The following is a 22,713-nucleotide window of genomic DNA, read 5'->3' on the forward strand; positions in this document are numbered from 1 at the left end:
GCCGCCTCAAGGACTGGAGGAGGGTCGCGACACGATATGACAAGCTCATGCTGAACTTTACAGCCACATGCTATATCGCTGCCATCGTCACATGGTGGCTCAATTGAGTCTGGACCCTAAAGCATTTCCAGCAAAAGTGCGAAGCGGTTTTGCGTCGGATAATGTGTAAAAACAAATAATTACAGCGCTTCCAACAAACAAAAAAAGGCCGATCCGATATTTCTTCGAATCGGCCTTTTCATTGTTTCCATTGCTGCGTTAGTTCAGTTCCACCGCCTGGATACGACGGTTTTCAAATTTGATACCAATTTTGCCAGCGATAAGGTCTAGTGCCTTTTGGCCGAAGACTTCCCGTCGCCAGCCGTGCAGTGCGGGCACATTGGCATTTTCGCCTTCAGCTGCGATCTTGTCGATATCATCCGAATTGGCGACAATCTTTGCCGCAACGCCGTGTTCTTCGGTCACAAGCTTGAGCAGAACCTTGAGAATATCGGCTGCCGCTGCGCTACCCTCGGGCGAATGCGATTGCTTGGGTAGGCGCGGCAGATCTTCTTTTGGAATAGCCAGCGCCGACTGGATAGCCGCAATCAGTCCGGATGCCTGAGCGGAACGTTCCCAGCCTTTAGGAATAGAACGCAGGCGCCCCAGTGCTTCTGCATCTTTGGGCTGCTGCTGTGCAATTTCGGCTATTGTGTCGTCCTTGATGACGCGGCCACGTGGAACATTACGCTCGCGTGCTTCACGTTCACGCCATGCTGCAACGGACTGAACGATTGCGAGTTCAATAGGCTTGCGCATGCGGGTTTTAACCCGTTTCCAAGCATCGTCTGGATGCAGATCATAGGTTTCGCGTGCGCTGAGTACTGCCATTTCTTCGCTGACCCACTCGCTGCGACCTTCTTTCTCCAGCTCTGCTTTGAGATAGAGATAGATGTCGCGCAGATAAGTTACGTCTGCCAAAGCATAATCGAGCTGTTTTTCAGAAAGCGGACGACGACGCCAGTCGGTAAAACGGGACGACTTGTCGAGCTGTTTGCCTGTTACTTTTTGAACCAGCGCATCATAGGAAATCGCATCGCCAAACCCACAAACCATCGCAGCCACCTGGCTGTCGAAAATTGGGGCAGGGATGAGGTCTCCAAGATGGAATACAATTTCAATATCCTGACGCGCGGCATGGAAAACCTTGACCACTTTTTCATCGGCCATCAGCCGAAAGAAAGGTGCCAGATCAAGGCCGGGAGCCAGTGCATCCACCAATGCAGTGTGGTCAGGAGAAGCCATCTGAATGAGGCAGAGCTCCGGCCAGAACGTCGTTTCCCGAATAAATTCGGTATCGACTGTGACGAAGTCGGATTTGGCGAGGGCGGATACGGCCTCTTCAAGGGCCTCTGTGGTCGTGATGAGCTGCATATTTTTCTTTTAGAGCGCATCCCGAAAAGTGTGAAGCGGTTTTCGGAAAAGATGCGCGTTTAAACAGAATATTAAAAGGCGGCCCGCTTGCCGCGCCGCAAGAATGATATTGCGAGGGAATAACACGGAAATAGTGATTTTTGTCGACATATTCTGTCAAGCTGGTCTAACACAGACAGTGTCGGCTTGACAAAGCGTGAGCAAAATGCGCTTTTCCGCCCGAATTTGCAGCGCTTTGCCTGCACAAGATTACTGAGTTCCAAAAGGCAGAAATCATGCACCGTTATCGCAGCCACACCTGCGCAGCCCTTCGCAAATCGGATGTTGGTTCCAAAGTCCGTCTGTCTGGCTGGGTTCATCGCGTCCGTGACCATGGCGGCATTCTCTTCATCGATATTCGTGATCATTACGGTCTGACGCAAGTCGTGGCTGATCCTGATTCGCCCGCGTTCAAGATTGCTGAAACGGTTCGCGGCGAGTGGGTTATTCGCGTCGACGGTGAAGTGAAAGCGCGTGCAGACGAAGCGGTGAACGCAAATCTGCCGACCGGCGAAGTCGAAATCTTCGCAACCGAGATCGAAGTTCTCGCTGCTGCCAAGGAATTACCGCTGCCAGTTTTTGGTGAGCCGGATTATCCGGAAGACATTCGTCTGAAGTATCGTTTCCTCGACCTGCGTCGTGAAACGCTGCACAAAAACATCATGAGCCGCACCAAGATCATTGCAGCGATGCGTCGCCGCATGACCGAAATCGGCTTCAACGAGTTCTCGACGCCAATCCTGACGGCTTCTTCGCCAGAAGGCGCGCGCGACTTTCTCGTGCCAAGCCGAATTCATGAAGGTAAGTTCTACGCGCTACCGCAGGCTCCACAGCAGTATAAGCAGCTTCTGATGGTTGCTGGTTTCGACCGCTACTTCCAGATCGCACCTTGCTTCCGCGATGAAGATCCGCGTGCAGACCGTCTGCCGGGTGAATTCTATCAGCTCGATCTTGAAATGAGCTTCGTAACCCAGGAAGAAATCTGGGAAACGATGGAACCGGTCATGCGCGGCATTTTCGAAGAATTTGCTGAAGGTAAGCCGGTCACGCAGAATTTCCGCCGCATCGCTTATGATGACGCGATCCGCACCTATGGTTCGGACAAGCCGGACCTGCGCAACCCGATTGAAATGCAGGCGGTGACCGAGCATTTTGCTGGTTCGGGCTTCAAGGTCTTCGCGAACATGATCGCCAACGATCCCAAGGTTGAAGTCTGGGCAATCCCGGCCAAGACGGGCGGCAGCCGCGCATTCTGTGATCGTATGAACTCATGGGCACAGGGTGAAGGTCAGCCCGGTCTGGGTTACATCTTCTGGCGCAAGGAAGGTGACAAGCTCGAAGGCGCGGGCCCGATTGCCAAGAACATTGGTGAAGAACGCACCGAAGCCCTCCGCAACCAGCTTGGTCTCGGCGATGGCGATGCCTGCTTCTTCGTAGCTGGTCAGCCATCGAAGTTCTATAAATTTGCAGGTGATGCACGAACGCGCGCCGGTGAAGAACTGAACCTTGTTGATCGCGAACGTTTTGAACTCGCTTGGATCATCGACTTCCCGTTCTACGAATGGGACGAAGACAACAAGAAACTCGACTTCGCGCACAACCCCTTCTCGATGCCACAGGGTGGTATGGAAGCGCTGGAAACGCAGGACCCGCTTACGCTTAAGGCTTACCAGTATGATCTGGTTTGTAACGGCTTCGAAATCGCTTCCGGTTCGATCCGTAACCAGCTGCCAGATGTCATGGTCAAGGCGTTTGAAAAGGTTGGCCTCAGCCAGCAGGATGTCGAAGAGCGCTTCGGCGGCCTCTACCGTGCGTTCCAGTACGGCGCGCCTCCACATGGTGGCATGGCTGCCGGTGTTGACCGCGTGATCATGCTACTCGTCGGTGCAAAGAACCTGCGTGAAATCTCGCTCTTCCCGATGAACCAGCAGGCGCTTGATCTTCTGATGAATGCACCTTCGGATGTAACACCAGCGCAGCTGCGTGATCTGCACATTCGTCTGGCACCAACCCAGAAGAGCTAATTCGTCTAAGAATTGACAACAAAAAAGCCCGGTCGCGAGACCGGGCTTTTTCTTTGATGGAATGAAAGAGCACAAAGAAAACCCGGTGAGCAGAACTCACCGGGCTCCGTTTCATCAGCATGAATCTGATTAGTTGTTGGCTTCGACGCCAACTTTCAAAAGCTGGATAATCTTCGTTGGGTCGAGCGACGCGGTTGCAACGATGGATGCGAAGCTAACCGACTGGTCCGGCGAAGCGGAAATAGTCAGCGACTTTGGATCGTCGAAGTACTTTTCAGCTGCGGCCTTGAGCTGCTGAGCAAATTCCGGGTTCTTGAGCTGTGTTGCCATCAGCGGAACCATCATCTTCAGCTGTTCGCCAAGCTGCTTGCCATCAGCGCCCTGCTGCTTGCCATAGTAGTCGAGCAGCTTCTGCGTCAGTGTTTCGTTATCGAAGCGGATCGACAGGTTCTTAAGGCTCAGCTGTTCTGCAAGGCCCAGAAGTGCGAGACCAGCGGCATCTTTTTCCGCATCGGCCTTAGCCATGTTTTCCTGGGTCTTCTGCAATGCTTCGACAAAAGACAGATCATAGCCGTCGATGGCGCCCGTCAGGTTGATCTTGCCAAGGTCCTTGGCGTCGATTTCAAACTGATCCAATGTCGCGTTGCCAGACTTTGGCTGCCATGTGCCCTTTGAATTGACTGAGCCTTTGAGTGCGTTCATGTCGAGCGGTGCCAGCGGGTTTTTGCCGTCCTTCTCGAAAACCGCATCAATATCGGCAATGGTCAAAGTGTAGTCGATCTTTTCGGCCTTGTTGGCCGAATTCAGCGTCACTTCCACGCCCTTAATCTGAGCGCCATCTTTGCCCGGAGTGCCAACCGAAAATTCGTCGATCTTCATCTTGTCGTAGAAGACCATCTTTGCGAGCGGGCCTTCGGCTTTCTCGGATGGAAGAATAACGTTCTCCATCGAAATGCCTTTGATCGTGGCTTTATCGTTCTTGTCCGCGCCTTCAGGAGCGAAGTCCAAATCTGCAACCGAAACTTTTTCGATGCTATAGCCGCCTTCTGGCGTGTCCTGCACGTTTTCGAGCGTTATGTCGCCTACAGGCGTCGCGCTGTCAGAAACGGTAGGCAGCTTGATTGTTGTGCCTTTGAGCAAAATGTTGTCGCCGTCAGCCTGAACTTCGGCGAAGTTCAGCTCTCCGCCCTGCTTTGTATAGAGGGCCTTGACGCGCTCTGCGACTGCATTTGCATCTGCAGCCATTGCTGCACTGCCAAGAACAAGCGAGAGTGCCGTGCTTGCTGCGAAGACGCGCGCGGCCTGCTTGCTAACAACGAAAACCTTCATTTATTGGCTCCTGATCATTTAGTAAATTTAGACAGCCTTCATAAGCCTTTACGAATGAAAATACAGCCCGTTTCGTTCGCGCCATGATTGCTGTGGAGAAAACATCTACAATTCCTCTATAGATGCTGAATGACGGCAACATTGCGACGAATGTACTGGATTGGTTCTCATCGCTACTTGCTGACGAATCGCGCAATTGGTACTGAGAAGTATGGGTAAAAGTCTGATTCCGCCGGGCGACGGCGAAGAACACATCGAACGGGTCGATCTCAAGTCAGCCCTCGAGGAGCGCTACCTCGCTTATGCGCTGTCCACGATCATGCATCGTGCGCTGCCGGACGTGCGCGACGGTCTGAAGCCGGTGCATCGGCGCATCATGCACGCCATGCGCTTGTTGCGGCTCAATCCCGATCAGGCTTATGCAAAATGTGCGCGTATTGTCGGTGATGTGATGGGTAAGTTCCATCCGCATGGCGATGCTTCGATCTATGATGCACTGGTGCGTCTCGCGCAGGATTTTGCCGTGCGCTATCCGCTTGTGGACGGGCAGGGCAACTTCGGCAATATCGATGGCGATAATGCCGCCGCGATGCGTTATACCGAAGCGCGCATGACTGAAGTGGCAACGCTGCTGCTTGAAGGCATCACCGAAAACGCCATCGACTTCCGCCCGACCTATAACGAAGAAGACGAAGAACCGATTGTTCTTCCGGGTGCTTTCCCGAATCTTCTCGCCAATGGCTCGGCAGGTATTGCGGTCGGCATGGCCACCAATATTCCGCCGCATAATGTGGCGGAGCTTTGCTCGTCGGCGCTTTATCTTATCAATCACCCAGAGGCGAGCGTTGAAGAACTCATCACTTCGCCTGAACAATGGGAAGAATTGAAAAAGGAAGCGGAAAACGATCCGGCTGCATTTCTGAAATGTAAGGTGCGCGGACCGGATTTCCCGACTGGCGGCATTCTGGTTGAGGATCATGCCAACATCGTTGAAGCCTATCGCACCGGGCGAGGTTCGTTCCGCGCGCGTGCACGCTGGCACAAGGAAGAAGGCAATCGCGGTACTTGGGTTATCGTCGTCACCGAGATCCCTTATCAGGTGCAGAAATCGCGCTTGATCGAGAAGATCGCGGAACTGCTTCTGGCAAAGAAGCTGCCGTTGCTCGACGATATCCGTGACGAATCTGCGGAAGATATTCGCGTCGTTCTCGAACCCAAGAACCGTACAGTCGATCCTGAACTGCTGATGGAATCGCTGTTCAAGCTGACCGAGCTTGAAAACCGCGTTTCGCTCAACATGAACGTGCTCTCGCACGGCAAGGTGCCGAACGTTCTGTCGCTTGGCGGTGTGCTGCGGGAATGGCTGGAGCACCGCAAGGAAGTGCTGGTTCGCCGCTCCGAATTCCGCTTGGCCGAGATTGAGAAGCGCCTTGAAATCCTTGGTGGTTTCCTGAAGGCCTATCTTAATCTCGACGAAGTCATCCGGATCATTCGCGAGGAAGACGAGCCGAAGCAGGAATTGATGCGGTTCTTCGATTTGACGGATAATCAAGCCGAAGCCATTCTCAATATGCGCCTGCGTTCGTTGCGCAAGCTTGAAGAGTTTGAAATCCGCAAGGAATTCGATGGTCTGACATCTGAGAAGACCGATATTGAGGGGCTGCTCGCCTCTGGCACTCGCCAGTGGAAGAAGATCAGCACCGAGATCAAGGCAGTGCGCGAGAAATTTGGCCCTGCTACCAAACTGGGCAAGCGTCGCAGCACCTTTGCCGAAGCGCCGACCCATGATCTGGAAGACATTCATCAGGCGATGATTGAACGCGAGCCAGTGACCATTGTCGTGTCTGAAAAAGGTTGGCTTCGTGCAATGAAGGGGCATCTGGCCGACTTCTCCACGCTGGCTTTCAAGGAAGGCGACAAGCTCAAACTCGCTTTCCATGCGGAAACGACAGACAAAATTCTGCTGGTCACAACGGGCGGTAAGTTCTTTACGATTGGTGCAAATACGCTACCGGGTGGTCGCGGTCATGGCGAGCCGATCCGTATTCTTGTCGATATGGAAAACGATCAGGATATTCTTACGGCTTTCGTGCATGACCCGTCAGCCAAGCTGCTGTTGGTTTCTCATGAGGGCAATGGCTTCATCGTTCCTGAAAATGAAGCAGTCGCCAATACCCGTAAGGGTAAGCAGGTGATGAATGTGAAGGTGCCGGACGAGACAAAGCTCTGTCAGCGCATCTCGGGTGATCACATTGCCGTCGTCGGTGAGAACCGCAAGATGGTTGTCTTCCCGCTTTCCGAAATCCCGGAAATGACGCGTGGCAAGGGCGTACGTCTGCAGAAGTACAAGGACGGCGGCGTGTCTGATGTCCGTACCTTTGCAATTGCCGAGGGGCTGTCATGGCAGGATTCGGCTGATCGCACCTTCAATCGCAGCAAGGAAGAGCTGGTCGAGTGGATCGCGGCCCGCGCGTCCGCAGGGCGAGTTGTGCCAAAAGGCTTCCCGCGTTCGGGTAAGTTTTGAAGCATTTCCAGCAACTGCACGGAGCAGCTGTGTGCCGGGTAATGTGTAAAAACAAATGATTAGAGCGCCGGTCTGATTCAGTCGGATCGGTGCTCTAAAATTGGGGTCGATACTGACAGCGTTAGGCCTTATTCTTCTGGATATCTGTTGTGACGCAGGAGAGCCTACGCTTGCAGATCAGATCAGCACGAGCCGAGGATGTCGACCCTATCTGCGATGCGATAAGACGATCGATTGCCGAGCTGTGCGTCGAGGACCACAAAGAGCGGAATGATATTCTCTCAGCGTGGCTTGCCAATAAGACACCAGAAAATATTCGCCACTGGATCACGGCGCCGCTTCAGCTAACGGTAGTGGTGGAGATTGACGGCAATATTGCGGGGGTGGGACAAGTCTCCAGCGATGGGAAAATTCTGCTCAATTACGTGTCTCCCGATTTTCGCTTTCGTGGTGTCAGCAAGGCAGTGATGCTGGCTATGGAAGAACATTTGCGCAAAACTGGCGTGGCTGTTGCCCAACTGGTGAGCACTGGCACTGCGCGCCGCTTTTATCAGAGTATGGGATACGTGCAGATTGGAGAGCCGAAGCTTTGGCGCGCTGGCCAGTTATCTTATCCTATGGAAAAGCGGTTGGTGAACTGAGCGCGGTTTTGATTATGGCTGAATTGTTCGACGTTTGTAACTGAGGGAGGAAAATGTCGGAATCAGACCACTAGAGCGCCGTGCGCCCTCTTGGGCGCACAAAGGTCGCTCTAACACTCTATATTTACAGCATAATTTTACCTTAAACTGATTCAAGTTTAAGGAATTATGCTGTAGCCTTCAAACCGTTGCCAGCCGCGTGGACCAAGATGCTCTTGCGGCTTGAAACGGACCTTGTACTGCATCTTCCGCGAGCCTTCGACCCAATAGCCGAGATAGACATGGGGCAGGCCAGCAGCGCGAGCGCGTTGAATATGGTCGAGTATCATGAACGTACCCAGCGAGCGTTCATGCATATGGGGCGAGAAAAACGAATAGACCATCGATAGGCCATCGGCCATCACGTCGGTCAATGCTACCGCGACAAGTTCACCATCGCCTTTTGCGCTGATGAAGCTATCTGGCCCACGTCTGCGATATTCGATAATCTGCGTGTTGACGTGCGTATCTTCCACCATCATCGCATAATCGAGAACGGTCATGTCGGACATGCCGCCGGAATGGTGACGAGCATCGAGATAATCGCGAAAGAGTGCATATTGTTCGGTGCTTGGCTGTGCCTTGTGCTGGCGACCAATCAAATCACGATTTTGGTGCGACACCCGCCGCATGCTCCGGTTCAGTTCAAATTCACCGGTCAGAATTCGGACTGAAACACATGCACGGCATAGCTCGCATGCTGGCCGATAGGCAATGTTCTGGGAACGACGAAAACCGCCCTGCGTTAGCAGGTCATTGATCTCGCTGGCTTTGTCGCCAACGAGATGCGTGAAAACTTTCCGCTCCAGCTGGCCCTCAAGATAAGGGCAGGGCGAGGGAGCTGTTAGAAAGAACTGCGGAGACTGTTGCGGTTGATGGGTCATTCAATATCCACAAAACGGCAATACCGGAACCATCACGATATATCCTGAGCCTAAAGATTGAGCCGGCTGCACAAAACGTCAATAGACATTCTGCACAGCCGACCCTGAATTTTTTTGATGATTGGTTTATCGATCCGAACGGATCACTGCAGTTCCGAGCAAAAGATCATGAGCCGCACGCTTGCGATCGGTCACCAGAGTGGCCAGCAGGATCAGCGGCGTAAGCACGACGTTCAAGCCCCAGAAAAGAACTGAGTGCACGATTGCCAGCATCGGATCGACAGTTCCGCCTTCAAGGCGCACAAGCTTGATATTCATCATCTGCATGCCCTTGGTGGCCTGCTGAGGGCCTCCCAACGTGCGTGAGACGTAAAACAACGCCACAACTGGAAACATGATCGCGTAAAGCGCCCATCCCAAAGAGAGCGTGATAATACCCAGAATGAAAATCACGACTGCCACTGGAATGCAGAGAAAAAAGACAATCATGTAATCGATAAGAAAAGCCATGATGCGGCGCGTTCGGACGCCTTCAAAAAATGCGCGGCTTTCGTAACGCGGCCCCATGATTTCGCCGTGCAGAATATGGTCGGACATTGTCCCTTCCAGTCGTTTAAAAGAGAAACGTACGGAAAAATAAAGCCGTCCGCTGCTCCGCATTGTGCAGAACAGTTACCAAAATGGTGAATGAAAGAGACTATTTCAAGGAAATAGTGGTTCTGAACCCTCAGCCGTGGTTTTTAAGCTTTTCAGCCACTTCCATTGCAAAATAAGTCAGAATGCCGTCACAACCAGCACGCTTGAAAGCCAGTAGGCTTTCCATCATCACCTTTTCTTCGTCGATCCAGCCATTCATGCCTGCGGCTTTGATCATCGAATATTCGCCCGACACCTGATAGGCGAAGGTTGGCAGCCGGAAAGTGCTCTTCAGACGATGGATGATGTCGAGATAAGGCATGCCGGGCTTGACCATCAGCATGTCAGCACCTTCGGCCACGTCCTGTTCGGCTTCGCGCACCGCTTCATCCGGGTTTGCAGGGTCGATGTAATATGTCTTCTTGTCGCCCTTCAGCAAACCAGCAGTGCCGATCGCATCGCGATAAGGACCATAGAAGGCGGAAGCAAACTTCGTCGCATAAGACATGATAGGCACATGGTTGAAACCATGTGCATCCAGGGCCTGACGGATTGCACCAATGCGGCCATCCATCATGTCGGAAGGCGCGATAACATCCGCACCCGCTTCAGCCTGAGCAAGTGCCCCACGAACCACCATGGCGACGGATTCATCATTGATGATTTCGCCGTTGCGTAAAATGCCATCATGACCATGGGTCGTGAATGGATCGAGTGCGGCATCGGTGATGATGCCGATCTCTGGCACTTCTTTCTTAATGGCACGGACCGCGCGGTTGATCAGATTGTCTGGGCTTGCAACAAAAGAACCATCTTCGGTCTTCACTTCGGCCTTTTCGCGCGGGAAGGGCGCAATCGCCGGAATACCAAGCTTCGCAGCTTTCTCGGCCATGCGTACGGCCATATCCACGGAACAGCGCTCCACGCCGGGCATAGCCTCCACGGGTTCGCTGACGCCTGTTCCATAGGTAAGGAAGAATGGCAGGATAAGATCGTCCACCGTGAGATGTGTTTCCTGAACCAGTCTGCGCGACCAGTCGGCCTTGCGCATTCGGCGCAGACGACGACCTCCGGTCACGTCATCGACATGGCCTGAAATGTTGGCAGAAGAAATGTTGGACAAACGATCAGTCATATAAATGTTCCCGAGAGAAGAAAGCTTGGGAATCTAACGGTTCGGAAGCTTGTTATCAGATGAGCACGGTTTATCACGGGAAAAGTGGCTAATCCAAGCACAATGGCCTGCGCAGGATTGACGCGGGGCTTCGCAATTTCTACCCATTTAAAGCATTTCCAGTAAAAGTGCGAAGCGGTTTTGTGCAGGATAATGCGCAAGAAAGAATGATTAGAGCGGTTCCAACGATTCAGTCTTAACTGAAACCGCTCTAATCAAACGGGAGAGATGACATGCAGATTGACTTCGGTGGCGGCAGTGAAATCGGCTTCGAACGCAAGGGCAAGGCAGGGCTCGTCAAGCTAACGCGTACATCTGCGCTCAATGCGCTGACGCATAAGATGATTCTTGCACTCGACCGCGCGCTTCAAGCATGGGAAACCGATCCAGACGTCGCCTGTGTGATTCTTGAGGGTGAGGGCCGTGCCTTTTGTGCTGGTGGCGATGTCGTTGCAGCGTATAAGGCGGGGCAGGATGGCACGCCCGCGTATGATTTTTTCCAGGACGAATATCGCCTCAATGCGCGTATCGGACGTTTCCCCAAACCATATATTTCGTTGTTGAATGGTATTGTTATGGGCGGCGGTGCAGGCATTTCTGTACATGGCTCACACCGTATCGTGACTGAGAACACACTTTTCGCAATGCCTGAAACTGGCATTGGCTTCTTTCCGGATGTCGGGGGAAGTGCCTTCCTGCCTCATCTCCATGATAATTTCGGCTACTATCTTGCACTCACCGGCAACCGCATTCGCTGGGGTGATTGTCTGCAAAGTGGAATTGCCACGCATGCCATTGCTGTAAATGACCTTGACGATTTGCGTGACGATCTTATCGCTACGGCAGATGTCGATACCGCGCTGGCGCGCTGTCAGTATCCGGATTATGAAACGCCTGTGGAAACGCGTCAGTTGATTGAAGCAAGTTTTGCCCATGCAACACTTGCCGAATGTACTGCAGCACTGGAAAAGTCGGCTACTGATGGCAGCAAGCCTGCCAATGATATTCTGACCGTTCTTGCAACGCGTTCGCCGACAAGTGTCGCGGTTACGTTCCGCCAGATCGCCGATGGCCGAGCGCTTGATCTGGATGATTGCATGCGGATGGAATATCGCGTCGCATCGCGTATGCTTGAGGCACATGATTTTTACGAAGGCGTGCGGGCTGTCCTGATTGATAAGGATGGTGCGCCCGCTTGGAATCCTGCTTCAATCGAAGATGTGAAGCCGGAAATGGTGAATGCGTATTTTGCCAATCTTGGCGAGAGGGAACTGAGCTTTTGATGCGTCAGGATGAACTGCACCAGCATATACAGCCAAGTGGAGCCGAATGGTCGTTCGTCTGGTTCATGCGGCTGATCGCATTGGCGGCTCTCGCCAGTGGCGTTTTTTACTGGATAAAATTGATCGGTATTCAGCCGGGGTTGCTGTGGCGCTTTGATCTCATGCCGTGGCAGTGGCAGACTGCATCGGTTGCGCTCGCTCTTCTCATGCCCGTTGCAGCGACCGGCCTCTGGATGCGCGCGCCATGGGGGGCTGTGTTGTGGTTTGTTGCGGCAATTGGCGAAATCGCCATCTATTCTGTCTTTGCACGCCACTTTGAATATAAGCCGTTTACCGTCGGGTTTAATGCGGTCTGCATCATCATCTATATCGTTTTCCGCGTGGTGCTTTTCATTGAGAAAAGACGGCAGTCGCGTATGGGACCGCGCATGGGGATTCCCAGCTGAAATTATAGCCTAGAGCGCCGTGCGCCCTCTTGGGCGCACAAAGGTCGCTCTAACACTCTATATTTACAGCATAATTTTACCTTAAACTGATTCAAGTTGAAGGAATTATGCTGTAGTGGCCTGATTCCGACATTTGCATCACTAATTACAGGTGTTTAGAAAATGCCGGAATCTCAATGACCACTAGCAAGCTTATGAATCTAGTGGATTTTTCGAATTTGACATCGGAGACAGCTTGTATTTCGGCCGGGGTTAAAACGTTAAATTCAATCCACGAGTAATAGAACATTAAGCCTGAAACTGCATTTCCCTTGGTAAGCTACTGTTAAGGCTGACTTTTAATTCGAATTTTATGCATCTCGCCTAAAGTCCTCTCATGAACGGTGAGAAAATACACCGCATGAAACAGGACAAAGAGAGCGGCCTCATGAAAGGCTGCTCCGACAGAGAGGCAAAAGAAATGATCAATGCACAGCACAGAATGGATGCATCTGCTCCGCTTTTGAATCCCGAAGCCGCCCTGCGCACGCTTTATCTCGAAGCTTTGCAACTGGTTGAGCGCCTGCATCGTCGACTGCTCGACGTTATCAAGGACGAATTCGACCGTAATGGCCGCAGCGACATCAACGCGACGCAGGCGCTGCTCCTGTTCAATATCGGCAATTCCGAACTGACAGCTGGTGAGTTGCGCTCGCGTGGCTATTACCTTGGCTCGAACGTCTCTTATAATCTCAAGAAGCTTGTTGAGATGGGCTTTATCCATCATGAGCGCTCCAACACCGACCGCCGTTCGGTCCGTGTGAGCCTGACCGACAAGGGCAATGAGATTGCTGATCAGGTGCAGGCTCTGTATCAGCGCCATATTGCTTCTATTGAGCAGGTTGGTGGTATTCAGGTGGAAGAGTTCACTGCAATGAACCGTTCGCTTCAGCGTCTTGATCGTTTCTGGAACGACAGCATCGCTTACAGGCTGTAAAGTACGTCTCCCAAAAGTGGATCCGGTTTTGGGATAAAACCATGCTTGAAAACAGAAAATGAAGCGTACCGTATGCATGGAATAAAATTCGGCGCGCTTTAGCAACCTACAGGTTTGTTGCAGAACGGTCACAATTGGTATGCTTTGTGCGCCGAACTTCATGATTGCGAGCTATTTCAGCATGGCCCGGCTTGAAATCCGGGCTCCGCGACATGAATAAGCCATAAAAATCGACATAAGCGAATATATACAGCGCATAATTTAGAGCTATCTGCAGATGCGATGCATCTGGGCGCAACCGGTTAGCCTTTGGGACCAAATCTATGACCAAAACCGACAAGAAGACGCAAGCTTTCAATGTAGGTCGTCGCAGCTTCCTGCGTGGCGCAGCAACTGCCGGTCTTACGGCCGCCGCCTCGGCAATGGTTCCTGCAGCTTTTGCTCAGCAGCAAGCTTTGAACGACATTCTTGCTGCACCACGCCGTGGTAACTGGGATGACCAGTTCGATGCCCGTGCGACTGGTGGTCAGAAAGTTGCTACCAATCAGCCGGTTCTAAGCCAGCAGACGGTTGGTAATCTTCAGTCCGCGATTGCTCAGTATACCGATATTGCAGGTCGCGGTGGCTGGCCACAGGTGCCCGGAAATGCGAAACTGCAGCTTGGCGCGAACGCACCGACAGTACAGGCTCTTCGTCAGCGCCTTATCGTTTCCGGTGACCTCCCACGCGAAGCCGGTGTTTCTGGCGCGTTCGACACCTACGTCGATGCAGCCGTTAAGCGCTTCCAGTCACGTCATGGTCTTCCAGCTGACGGTGTTATGGGCCAGTTTACGTATGCGGCCATGAATGTGGACGCCAATACGCGTCTTGGGCAGCTGCAAACCAACCTTCAGCGACTTTCTGGCATGGCTGCTGCAAGCCAGTCGGAGCAGCGTTTTGTAATGGTCAACATTCCGGCTGCCCGTATTGAGGCTGTAGAAGGCGGCAACGTCGCGCAGCGTCATACGGCTGTTGTCGGTAAGATCGATCGTCAGACGCCTATTCTGGAATCCAAGATTCACGAAGTCATTCTCAATCCTTACTGGACTGCGCCGAAGTCGATCATCCAGAAGGATATTATTCCGCTGATGCGGAAAAACCCGCAATATTTGGCAAACAACAAGATCCGCCTTTACAATGCGCAGGGTCAGGAAGTTCCGCCGGAAAGCGTTGACTGGAATACGGATGACGCTGTGAAGCTGATGTTCCGTCAGGACCCAGGCAAGATCAACGCCATGTCCTCGACGAAGATCAACTTCCACAATCAGCACGCCGTTTATATGCACGACACGCCGCAGAAGAGTTACTTCAACAAGCTCATGCGTTTCGATTCGTCGGGTTGTGTTCGCGTGCAGAATGTTCGCGATCTTGACGTCTGGCTGTTAAAGAACACCGCTGGTTGGGATCGCCGGAATATTGAGGGCACTATTGCTTCCGGTGTGAATACGCCGATTCAGGTGGCCGATCCTGTGCCGCTGCATTTCGTTTACATCACCGCATGGTCGACAGGCGATGGTGTTGTGCAGTTCCGCGATGATATCTACAAGATGGATGGTGCGACCGCGTTGGCGCTGGGCACCGATACCTGATTTGAATTCACTTGCAAAAAAGCCGTCCGATCCTTTTTCGGGCGGCTTTTTTGTTTGAAGCATGTCGCGGAAAAGTGGGAACCGGTTTTCCTTGAAAGACATGCTTAAAAATGAAAACAGAGTGAGCGATTACGTGTGGTTCAATCACGATAGGCGCTATGGCTACGTCATGCCGCATTTTGGAACATGCTTTTCGCTTAAGCGCCATTGGCCTTGCCAATCGAAGTGTGATAATGCGCCTCATCTCATATAGCTTTGACCGGCTAAACCGGAGGGTGTGAAACATGTCGCAAGCCAATACCGCTTTTTTCAATGCAACTCTTGAAGAAATCGATGCCGATATTTTCGGTGCGATCCGTAACGAACTCGGACGTCAGCGTCATGAAATCGAGCTGATCGCCTCGGAAAACATCGTTTCCCGTGCGGTACTTGAAGCTCAAGGCTCCATCCTTACCAACAAATATGCCGAAGGTTATCCGGGCAAGCGCTATTACGGCGGTTGCCAGTATGTTGACGTTGTTGAAGAACTGGCAATCGAACGCGCCAAGAAACTGTTTGGCGCAGAGTTCGCCAACGTACAGCCTAACTCGGGCAGCCAGATGAATCAGGCTGTATTCCTTGCGCTTCTGCAGCCGGGTGACACTTTCATGGGCCTTGACCTTAATTCAGGTGGCCATCTGACGCACGGCTCTCCTGTCAACATGTCGGGCAAGTGGTTCAACGTAGTTTCTTACGGCGTGCGCGAAGATGATCATCTTCTCGACATGGATGAAGTTGCCCGTCTTGCACGTGAAAACAAGCCAAAGCTGATTCTGGCTGGTGGTACGGCCTATTCCCGTATCTGGGACTGGAAGCGCTTCCGCGAAATCGCTGATGAAGTCGGCGCATATCTCATGGTCGACATGGCGCATATTGCTGGTCTGGTTGCCGGTGGTGTGCACCCATCGCCTGTTCCACATGCCCATGTCTGCACCACGACGACTCACAAGTCGCTTCGCGGCCCTCGCGGCGGCATGATTCTCACCAACGACCCCGATCTGGCGAAGAAGTTCAATTCAGCTGTCTTCCCTGGTCTGCAGGGCGGGCCACTGATGCATGTAATTGCTGGTAAGGCCGTTGCGTTTGCAGAAGCGCTGAAGCCAGAATTCAAAACCTACGCTCAGAACGTCGTCGATAATGCGCGTGCACTCTCGGACGAACTGAAGTCGCAGGGCCTCGATATCGTCTCTGGCGGCACTGACAACCATCTCATGCTGGTTGACTTGCGTCCGAAGAATGCAACAGGCAAGCGCGCAGAAGCAGCTCTCGGTCGTGCAAATGTGACCTGTAACAAGAACGGCATTCCTTTCGACCCGGAAAAGCCATTTGTAACCTCGGGTATTCGTCTCGGCACGCCTGCTGGTACGACCCGCGGCTTCGGTAAGGCCGAATTCAAGGAAATCGGCTCGCTGATCGCAGAAGTGCTTGATGGTCTCAAGGTTGCAAATTCCGATGAAGGCAATGCAGCCGTTGAAGAAGCGGTAAAGACCAAGGTCATTTCGCTGACCAGTCGTTTCCCAATGTATGATTATCAGGGATAATTATTCACGCATTTCTCAAGCCCCGCTCAACCCTGTTGAGCGGGGCTTTTTCGTTTCGGTCCCGATTATGCAGCTTTGTTCGGATGCGCTATGATTAATAGGAATCAGTCTGTCTACAGTACCGGCCCAAAAATCGGATTTGATTTTTAGAAAGCACGATGCGTAGATCCAATAATTTAGAGCGTTCTTTTTTGCGTCCAAGAGGGCGCTCAACGCTCTAAGGCATGTCTCGCGCCCTCAGTGTGAAGCGGTTTGCGGCAACGACATGCGTAAAAGTAAGTTGAGAGAGTGCCATGCGTTGTCCCTATTGCCAATCTGAAGACACTCAAGTGAAAGATTCTCGTCCAGCGGAAGACGGCGCGGTTATTCGCAGGCGTCGCGTCTGTTCGGTTTGTGGTGGACGGTTTACGACGTTTGAACGCGTGCAGCTCCGCGACCTCATGGTCGTCAAAAAGAGCGGTCGCCGTGTGCCTTTTGATCGTGAAAAGCTTGCTCGTTCCATCGATGTGGCGCTGCGCAAGCGCGAGATTGATGAAGAGCGGATCGAACGCGCCATCTCCGGTATTGTGCGACAGCTTGAAAGCTCTGGCGAAGCGGAAGTGACCTCAGATGAAATTGGCCGCTTGGCAATGGATGCGCTCAAGGGTGTCGACGATATTGCCTATATCCGTTTCGCATCGGTTTATCGCAATTTCAGCAAAGCTGTTGATTTCCACAATGTCATCGATGAACTGACAACGATCGAGAATGAACGCGATTCGGACGCATAATATGAACCGTTTGGAATTCCCGCATGCCAATGTGACTTCGGATGATCTCCGTTTCATGGAAGCGACCATCCGTTATGCGCGCCGCAACAAAGGCCTGACGGGGACAAATCCTTCTGTTGGCACAATAATCGTCAAGGACGGAGTTATTGTTGGTCGTGGCGTAACGGCGATTGGCGGACGACCTCATGCGGAGCCGCAAGCCTTGGCAGATGCCGGCGAAGCAGCGCAAGGCGCAACAGCCTACGTGTCGCTCGAACCCTGTGCCCATCACGGTCGCACCCCGCCTTGTGCGGAAGCACTGGTACGTGCAGGTGTTGCGCGGGTATTCGTTGCGGCGACTGATCCCGATGAAAGAGTGAGCGGAAAAGGCTTCGCCATTCTGCGTGAGGCTGGCATTGAAGTGGTGCCAGGCGTTTTGTCGGACATGGCGGCTGATGATCTGGCAGGCTATCTGAATCGATCTTCTAAAAAACGTCCGGAAGTGATTCTAAAACTTGCACTTTCTGCCGATGGCTTCATCGGGACAAAAGGTGAGGGGCAGGTTCCAATTACTGGTCCCATTGCGCGCGCGCAGTCACATATTTTGCGCTCACAGACCGATGTGATCCTCATCGGGGTTGATACGGCAATTGCCGATGATCCCATCCTGAATTGCCGCCTTCCAGGACTGGAACAACGCTCTCCAATTCGCCTTATACTGGACAGTGGATTGAAGTTACCGCTCGATTCACGGCTTGTTCGCAGTTCAGAAGCCCTTCCATTGTGGCTTTCCTGTTGTGAAAATGTGGCACCCGAACGGCGATACGAAATGCAGCTTGCAGGATGCCGCATTATCGCTGCGGAAAGCGATGAGGGCCGCATCGCCTTGCCGGAGCTAATGGACGATCTTGCCGCTCAGGGAATTTCTTCCGTTCTCGTTGAAGGCGGGGCAAGTGTTGCCAAGAGTTTTCTGCAGGAGAAGCTGGTTGACCGGCTTGTCCTGTTTTACTCGCCTGTGGAAATTGGCGCAACGAATGGGGTTGCCGTCGCGGATCTGCAATCCCATATCGATAATGAATTTACAATTTTGCGCCATGCGCAGTACGGCGACGATGTCTGTATCGAGTATGTAAGGAAAGCGTGATGTTTACTGGGATTGTTACAGATATCGGCAAAGTGGATCGTATCAAGCCTCTTAATGAAGGCATTCTGTTGCGTATCGAAACGGTTTACGATCCGGAGACGATTGAACTTGGAGCGTCCATTTCCTGCTCCGGTGTTTGTCTGACCGTTGTGGCTTTGCCAGAAAAAGGCACCAATGCGCGTTGGTTTGAAGTCGAAGCATGGGAGGAAGCCCTTCGCCTAACCACGATCTCAAAATGGGAGAATGGCACGCGGATTAATCTTGAGCGTTCCCTCAAGCTTGGCGATGAGATGGGTGGACATCTGGTGTCTGGTCATGTCGACGGACAGGCAGAAATTGTTGAGCGCAAGGACGAGGGCGATGCAGTCCGCTTCACTCTGCGCGCTCCAGAAGAGCTTGCGCCGTTTATTGCCCAGAAGGGTTCCGTCGCCCTTGATGGAACATCGCTGACGGTCAACGGCGTGAACGGAAATGAGTTCGATGTTCTGCTTATTCGCCATTCACTGGAAGTGACCACTTGGGGTGATCGTCAGACAGGTGACAAGATCAATATCGAGATCGATCAGCTTGCTCGTTACGCAGCAAGGCTTGCGCAATATCAGAAATAAGCTTAGAGCCTAACAACCCTAAGCTATTTTCTGAATTTAGCGTTGACCGCAGATTTGCGGTCCGCGATTTCTGTCATGGAGTTTCTCATGTCCAAGCACGAGGCGCATGCGCCGCACCTGCTCATTGTCGAAGCGCGTTTCTATGAGGATTTGTCCGATGCGCTTCTCGATGGCGCAAAGGCGGCTCTCGATGCAGCTGGTGCAACTTATGATGTTGTGACAGTTCCTGGCGCACTTGAAGTGCCTGCGACTATCTCTTTTGCCCTTGATGGCGCAGAAAATGGTGGCACCGAGTATGATGGCTTTGTTGCACTTGGCACAGTCATTCGCGGCGAAACCTATCATTTCGATATTGTTGCCAACGAATCCTGCCGCGCTCTGACCGATCTTTCGGTTGAGGAAGGCCTCGCAATCGGCAATGGTATTCTCACGGTAGAAAATGACGAGCAAGCTTGGGTGCGTGCGCGTCGTGAAGACAAGGACAAGGGCGGCTTTGCTGCCCGCGCAGCGCTTACCATGATTGATCTGCGCAAGAAATTCGGAGCCTGAGACGATGACTTCTTCTTCTGAAGGCCGTTCCGCACCGAACGCCCCACGACCTGCAAACAAGCGCGGCGTTGCCCGTCTGGCTGCCGTACAGGCGCTTTACCAGATGGATGTCGCCGGTACGGGCGTTATGGAAGTCGTTGCCGAGTACGAGGCTCATCGGCTCGGCAAGGAAGTGGACGGCACGCAATATCTCGATGCTGATCCTCAATGGTTCCGCGGCATTGTTGCCGGTGTTGTCGATAATCAGCTTACGCTGGACCCGCTGATCCATAACGCGCTGACCGAAGACTGGCCGCTTTCACGCCTTGATTCCACGTTGCGCGCAATTCTGCGTGCGGGTGCATGGGAATTGAAGACCCGCAAGGATGTGCCAACAGCTGTGATCGTTTCGGAATATGTGGATATTGCCAAGGCTTTCTACACGGAAGACGAACCTAAACTGGTCAACGCTGTGCTGGATCGTCTTGCTTTTGAACTTCGCGGCGAAAGCCGTGGTACAAAGCCGCGTGGCAAGTAATAATCAATAGTTATATAAAATTGAAAAAGGCTGCGAGAAACCGCAGTCTTTTTCATTTGTCGACCAACAAACTACGGCTTGACCTTTGCAGACTGCTTCCGCATGTTGAGCCAGCGGCATTGAGAATGCTGAAATGCAGAAACTTGTGCCAATTATTTGATTTCAGGCAGATGTTTCGAAAACTAAAAACAAGTAAGAACTAGCCGATGAAGCCCGGTGAATAGTCGGCTTCAGGCACTTCCATGCCGCCAGTCCTGGCCCGGGGAGGGGTTTCCGGGTCTCTTTGCGCCGATGTTTGCAGGTAATCGCTACTCTACTGCGAGCGATCTGCTTGTGGCTGGCGCGAGCTCAATGGGAGTTGGCCTAAATGGGAATTGGAGTTCTTCTTCTCGTCATTGCCTGCGGTGTCGTTTCCGTTCTTTTTGCCGCATGGGCGATCCGCTCAGTGCTTGCGGCCGATCAGGGCACGCCGCGTATGCAGGAAATCGCCGGCGCTATCCGTGAAGGCGCGTCCGCCTACCTCACGCGACAATATTCCACGATCGCCCTTGTTGGCGTCGTCGTCTTTCTGGCAGTCTGGTATCTGTTGTCGATTACTGCTGGTATCGGCTTTCTCATAGGGGCTATTCTCTCCGGGTTGACCGGATTTATCGGCATGCATGTTTCCGTCCGTGCAAACGTACGGACGGCGCAGGCCGCGTCCCTCAGCCTTGCTGGCGGGCTGGAGCTCGCATTTAAATCTGGTGCTATCACCGGCATGCTTGTCGCTGGTCTCGCGCTGCTCGGTGTATCCGTCTATTATTTTATTCTGACGGTCTGGATGGGCTACTCGCCATCTGACCGCACCGTGATCGACGCGCTTGTAGCGCTCGGTTTTGGCGCTTCGCTGATTTCGATCTTTGCGCGTCTGGGCGGTGGCATCTTCACCAAGGGCGCTGACGTCGGTGGCGATCTGGTTGGCAAGGTCGAGGCCGGCATTCCCGAAGATGATCCACGTAATCCAGCAACCATTGCCGATAATGTGGGTGATAATGTCGGCGACTGTGCAGGCATGGCCGCGGATCTGTTCGAGACCTATGCAGTCACTGTGGTTGCGACAATGGTTCTGGGTGCGATCTTCTTTAACGGCTCCGATGTGCTTTCGAGCGTCATGCTCTATCCGCTGGCAATTTGCGGCGCATGCGTGCTGACCTCGATTGCAGGCACCTTCTTTGTCAAGCTAGGCGTCAACGGCTCCATCATGGGTGCGCTTTACAAAGGCCTCATTGCAACCGGGCTTCTGTCGATCGTGGGTTTGGCAGTTGCCAACACGCTGACAATTGGCTGGGGTGAAATAGGCACTGTCGCAGGCATGTCGATTACAGGCACCAATCTCTTTATCTGTGGCTTGATTGGTCTTGTCGTTACGGGCTTGATCGTGGTGATTACGGAATATTACACCGGTACCAACAAGCGTCCGGTCAATTCCATCGCGCAGGCTTCCGTTACCGGCCATGGCACAAATGTCATTCAGGGGCTGGCCGTTTCGCTGGAATCGACCGCTTTGCCTGCAATTGTCATCGTTGGCGGCATTATCGGCACCTACCAGTTGGCGGGCTTGTTTGGCACAGCAATCGCTGTGACGGCGATGCTGGGCATCGCCGGTATGATTGTGGCGCTCGATGCATTTGGCCCTGTAACCGACAATGCCGGTGGTATTGCGGAAATGGCAGGGCTCGATCCGGAAGTTCGCAAATCAACCGATGCGCTCGATGCGGTCGGTAACACGACCAAGGCCGTCACCAAGGGCTATGCAATTGGTTCGGCGGGTTTGGGCGCTTTGGTGCTGTTCGCAGCTTACTCCAACGACTTGGCTTATTTTGCCGCGAATGGGCAAACCTATCCTTATTTTGCAGATATGGGGCCGGTTTCCTTTGAGCTGTCTAACCCATATGTGGTGGCCGGTTTGATCTTCGGTGGCCTCATTCCATATCTTTTCGGCGGCATGGCCATGACGGCAGTCGGTCGGGCAGGGAGTGCCGTGGTGCAAGAAGTACGGCGTCAGTTCCGTGAAAAACCCGGCATTATGACAGGACAGGAGCGCCCGGATTACGCGCGAGCGGTCGATCTTCTGACCAAAGCAGCAATCCGCGAAATGATTATTCCGTCGCTACTGCCGGTTCTGGCACCACTCGTTGTCTATTTCGGCGTGCTGCTAATTTCGGGTTCGAAAGCTGCAGCATTTGCGGCCCTGGGTGCGTCGCTCTTGGGTGTGATCATTAACGGGTTGTTCGTGGCTATTTCCATGACGTCGGGTGGTGGTGCATGGGATAATGCCAAGAAGAGCTTCGAGGACGGCTTTACCGATGCCGATGGTGTGAAACACATGAAGGGGTCGGAAGCGCACAAAGCCTCTGTAACAGGCGATACGGTGGGCGATCCTTACAAGGATACGGCCGGTCCGGCAGTTAACCCCGCAATCAAGATCACCAACATCGTTGCACTCTTGTTGCTGGCGGTACTAGCCCACATGGTTTGATTTAAAGCATTT

At 52.9% G+C, this 22,713-nt stretch carries 19 protein-coding genes and 1 pseudogene; 15 read left to right on the forward strand and 5 right to left on the reverse strand.

Going from position 1 to position 22,713, the window contains the following annotated elements:
- Positions 1-107 (forward strand): annotated as a pseudogene (locus OIV19_RS17290) (IS5/IS1182 family transposase); the annotation flags it as partial.
- 151 nt (positions 108-258) lie between these two features.
- On the opposite strand, the gene rnd reads toward OIV19_RS17290, so the two are convergent.
- Positions 259-1,413: a ribonuclease D gene (gene rnd / locus OIV19_RS17295; protein WP_095446380.1), complete on the reverse strand. Its 1,155-nt coding sequence runs from the start codon at positions 1,411-1,413 to the stop codon at positions 259-261.
- Positions 1,414-1,688: 275 nt separating this feature from the next.
- Here rnd and aspS point away from each other — a divergent pair, with 275 nt between their 5' ends.
- The gene (gene aspS / locus OIV19_RS17300) at positions 1,689-3,476 is read left to right on the forward strand and encodes an aspartate--tRNA ligase (protein WP_024897408.1); all 1,788 of its coding nucleotides are present in this window, start codon (positions 1,689-1,691) and stop codon (positions 3,474-3,476) included.
- A gap of 129 nt (positions 3,477-3,605) precedes the next feature.
- Here the strand turns inward: aspS and OIV19_RS17305 are convergent, their stop codons facing one another.
- The gene (locus tag OIV19_RS17305) at positions 3,606-4,805 is read right to left on the reverse strand and encodes an aq_1923 C-terminal domain (protein ID WP_264232423.1); all 1,200 of its coding nucleotides are present in this window, start codon (positions 4,803-4,805) and stop codon (positions 3,606-3,608) included.
- A gap of 211 nt (positions 4,806-5,016) precedes the next feature.
- On the opposite strand from OIV19_RS17305, the gene OIV19_RS17310 reads away from it, so the two are divergent.
- Complete coding sequence (locus OIV19_RS17310; protein WP_151091477.1) at positions 5,017-7,329, forward strand: DNA topoisomerase IV subunit A; 2,313 nt, start codon at positions 5,017-5,019, stop codon at positions 7,327-7,329.
- A 170-nt stretch (positions 7,330-7,499) separates the two neighbouring features.
- Positions 7,500-7,970, forward strand: a complete 471-nt coding sequence (locus tag OIV19_RS17315) for a GNAT family N-acetyltransferase (RefSeq protein WP_157743456.1) — start codon at positions 7,500-7,502, stop codon at positions 7,968-7,970.
- A 158-nt stretch (positions 7,971-8,128) separates the two neighbouring features.
- Here the strand turns inward: OIV19_RS17315 and OIV19_RS17320 are convergent, their stop codons facing one another.
- The 3 genes from OIV19_RS17320 to hemB form a co-directional block, all read right to left on the reverse strand.
- Complete coding sequence (locus OIV19_RS17320; RefSeq protein ID WP_264232424.1) at positions 8,129-8,893, reverse strand: arginyltransferase; 765 nt, start codon at positions 8,891-8,893, stop codon at positions 8,129-8,131.
- Between the two features lie 126 nt (positions 8,894-9,019).
- Positions 9,020-9,490 (reverse strand): RDD family protein, encoded by a 471-nt coding sequence (locus OIV19_RS17325; protein WP_095446385.1) that lies wholly within the window; start codon positions 9,488-9,490, stop codon positions 9,020-9,022.
- Between the two features lie 130 nt (positions 9,491-9,620).
- Positions 9,621-10,664 carry a porphobilinogen synthase gene (gene hemB / locus OIV19_RS17330; protein WP_264232425.1) on the reverse strand — a complete coding sequence of 348 codons (1,044 nt, stop codon included), beginning with the start codon at positions 10,662-10,664 and terminating at the stop codon, positions 9,621-9,623.
- Between the two features lie 272 nt (positions 10,665-10,936).
- Here hemB and OIV19_RS17335 point away from each other — a divergent pair, with 272 nt between their 5' ends.
- From OIV19_RS17335 to OIV19_RS17385, 11 genes are all read left to right on the forward strand, one after another.
- The gene (locus OIV19_RS17335; protein WP_264232426.1) at positions 10,937-11,986 is read left to right on the forward strand and encodes an enoyl-CoA hydratase/isomerase family protein; all 1,050 of its coding nucleotides are present in this window, start codon (positions 10,937-10,939) and stop codon (positions 11,984-11,986) included.
- Positions 11,986-12,432 carry a DUF6163 family protein gene (locus OIV19_RS17340; protein ID WP_151095567.1) on the forward strand — a complete coding sequence of 149 codons (447 nt, stop codon included), beginning with the start codon at positions 11,986-11,988 and terminating at the stop codon, positions 12,430-12,432. The genes OIV19_RS17335 and OIV19_RS17340 overlap by 1 nt, the downstream gene beginning before the upstream one ends.
- A gap of 460 nt (positions 12,433-12,892) precedes the next feature.
- A complete protein-coding gene (gene ldtR, locus OIV19_RS17345; RefSeq protein ID WP_151095591.1) occupies positions 12,893-13,408 on the forward strand; it encodes a transcriptional regulator LdtR in 516 nt (171 codons plus the stop codon).
- A 323-nt stretch (positions 13,409-13,731) separates the two neighbouring features.
- The gene (locus tag OIV19_RS17350; protein ID WP_095446390.1) at positions 13,732-15,036 is read left to right on the forward strand and encodes a L,D-transpeptidase family protein; all 1,305 of its coding nucleotides are present in this window, start codon (positions 13,732-13,734) and stop codon (positions 15,034-15,036) included.
- Between the two features lie 284 nt (positions 15,037-15,320).
- Positions 15,321-16,616: a serine hydroxymethyltransferase gene (glyA, locus tag OIV19_RS17355; RefSeq protein WP_095446391.1), complete on the forward strand. Its 1,296-nt coding sequence runs from the start codon at positions 15,321-15,323 to the stop codon at positions 16,614-16,616.
- Positions 16,617-16,909: 293 nt separating this feature from the next.
- Positions 16,910-17,386: a transcriptional regulator NrdR gene (nrdR, locus tag OIV19_RS17360; protein ID WP_095446392.1), complete on the forward strand. Its 477-nt coding sequence runs from the start codon at positions 16,910-16,912 to the stop codon at positions 17,384-17,386.
- A gap of 1 nt (position 17,387) precedes the next feature.
- Positions 17,388-18,509, forward strand: a complete 1,122-nt coding sequence (gene ribD / locus OIV19_RS17365) for a bifunctional diaminohydroxyphosphoribosylaminopyrimidine deaminase/5-amino-6-(5-phosphoribosylamino)uracil reductase RibD (protein WP_264232427.1) — start codon at positions 17,388-17,390, stop codon at positions 18,507-18,509.
- Complete coding sequence (locus OIV19_RS17370) at positions 18,509-19,117, forward strand: riboflavin synthase (RefSeq protein WP_095446394.1); 609 nt, start codon at positions 18,509-18,511, stop codon at positions 19,115-19,117. Before ribD ends, OIV19_RS17370 begins: the two co-directional genes overlap by 1 nt.
- Positions 19,118-19,204: 87 nt before the next feature.
- Positions 19,205-19,666 carry a 6,7-dimethyl-8-ribityllumazine synthase gene (locus tag OIV19_RS17375; RefSeq protein ID WP_024897422.1) on the forward strand — a complete coding sequence of 154 codons (462 nt, stop codon included), beginning with the start codon at positions 19,205-19,207 and terminating at the stop codon, positions 19,664-19,666.
- Between the two features lie 4 nt (positions 19,667-19,670).
- Entirely contained in the window at positions 19,671-20,183 is a 513-nt protein-coding gene (gene nusB / locus OIV19_RS17380; protein ID WP_095446395.1) for a transcription antitermination factor NusB, read from the forward strand.
- A gap of 367 nt (positions 20,184-20,550) precedes the next feature.
- A complete protein-coding gene (locus tag OIV19_RS17385; protein ID WP_095446396.1) occupies positions 20,551-22,701 on the forward strand; it encodes a sodium-translocating pyrophosphatase in 2,151 nt (716 codons plus the stop codon).
- Positions 22,702-22,713 lie beyond the last annotated feature (12 nt).

The sequence above is a fragment of the Brucella sp. HL-2 genome (genome assembly GCF_025846885.2).
Lineage (GTDB): Bacteria > Pseudomonadota > Alphaproteobacteria > Rhizobiales > Rhizobiaceae > Brucella > Brucella quorumnocens.

Coding starts and splice junctions, on each gene's coding strand:
- rnd (WP_095446380.1), bottom strand. CDS start 1,413: ATGCAGCTCATCACGACCACAGAGGCCCTTGAAGAGGCCGTATCCGCC.
- aspS (WP_024897408.1), top strand. CDS start 1,689: ATGCACCGTTATCGCAGCCACACCTGCGCAGCCCTTCGCAAATCGGAT.
- OIV19_RS17305 (WP_264232423.1), bottom strand. CDS start 4,805: ATGAAGGTTTTCGTTGTTAGCAAGCAGGCCGCGCGCGTCTTCGCAGCA.
- OIV19_RS17310 (WP_151091477.1), top strand. CDS start 5,017: ATGGGTAAAAGTCTGATTCCGCCGGGCGACGGCGAAGAACACATCGAA.
- OIV19_RS17320 (WP_264232424.1), bottom strand. CDS start 8,893: ATGACCCATCAACCGCAACAGTCTCCGCAGTTCTTTCTAACAGCTCCC.
- OIV19_RS17325 (WP_095446385.1), bottom strand. CDS start 9,490: ATGTCCGACCATATTCTGCACGGCGAAATCATGGGGCCGCGTTACGAA.
- hemB (WP_264232425.1), bottom strand. CDS start 10,664: ATGACTGATCGTTTGTCCAACATTTCTTCTGCCAACATTTCAGGCCAT.
- OIV19_RS17335 (WP_264232426.1), top strand. CDS start 10,937: ATGCAGATTGACTTCGGTGGCGGCAGTGAAATCGGCTTCGAACGCAAG.
- OIV19_RS17340 (WP_151095567.1), top strand. CDS start 11,986: ATGCGTCAGGATGAACTGCACCAGCATATACAGCCAAGTGGAGCCGAA.
- ldtR (WP_151095591.1), top strand. CDS start 12,893: ATGATCAATGCACAGCACAGAATGGATGCATCTGCTCCGCTTTTGAAT.
- OIV19_RS17350 (WP_095446390.1), top strand. CDS start 13,732: ATGACCAAAACCGACAAGAAGACGCAAGCTTTCAATGTAGGTCGTCGC.
- glyA (WP_095446391.1), top strand. CDS start 15,321: ATGTCGCAAGCCAATACCGCTTTTTTCAATGCAACTCTTGAAGAAATC.
- nrdR (WP_095446392.1), top strand. CDS start 16,910: ATGCGTTGTCCCTATTGCCAATCTGAAGACACTCAAGTGAAAGATTCT.
- ribD (WP_264232427.1), top strand. CDS start 17,388: ATGAACCGTTTGGAATTCCCGCATGCCAATGTGACTTCGGATGATCTC.
- OIV19_RS17370 (WP_095446394.1), top strand. CDS start 18,509: ATGTTTACTGGGATTGTTACAGATATCGGCAAAGTGGATCGTATCAAG.
- OIV19_RS17375 (WP_024897422.1), top strand. CDS start 19,205: ATGTCCAAGCACGAGGCGCATGCGCCGCACCTGCTCATTGTCGAAGCG.
- nusB (WP_095446395.1), top strand. CDS start 19,671: ATGACTTCTTCTTCTGAAGGCCGTTCCGCACCGAACGCCCCACGACCT.
- OIV19_RS17385 (WP_095446396.1), top strand. CDS start 20,551: ATGGGAATTGGAGTTCTTCTTCTCGTCATTGCCTGCGGTGTCGTTTCC.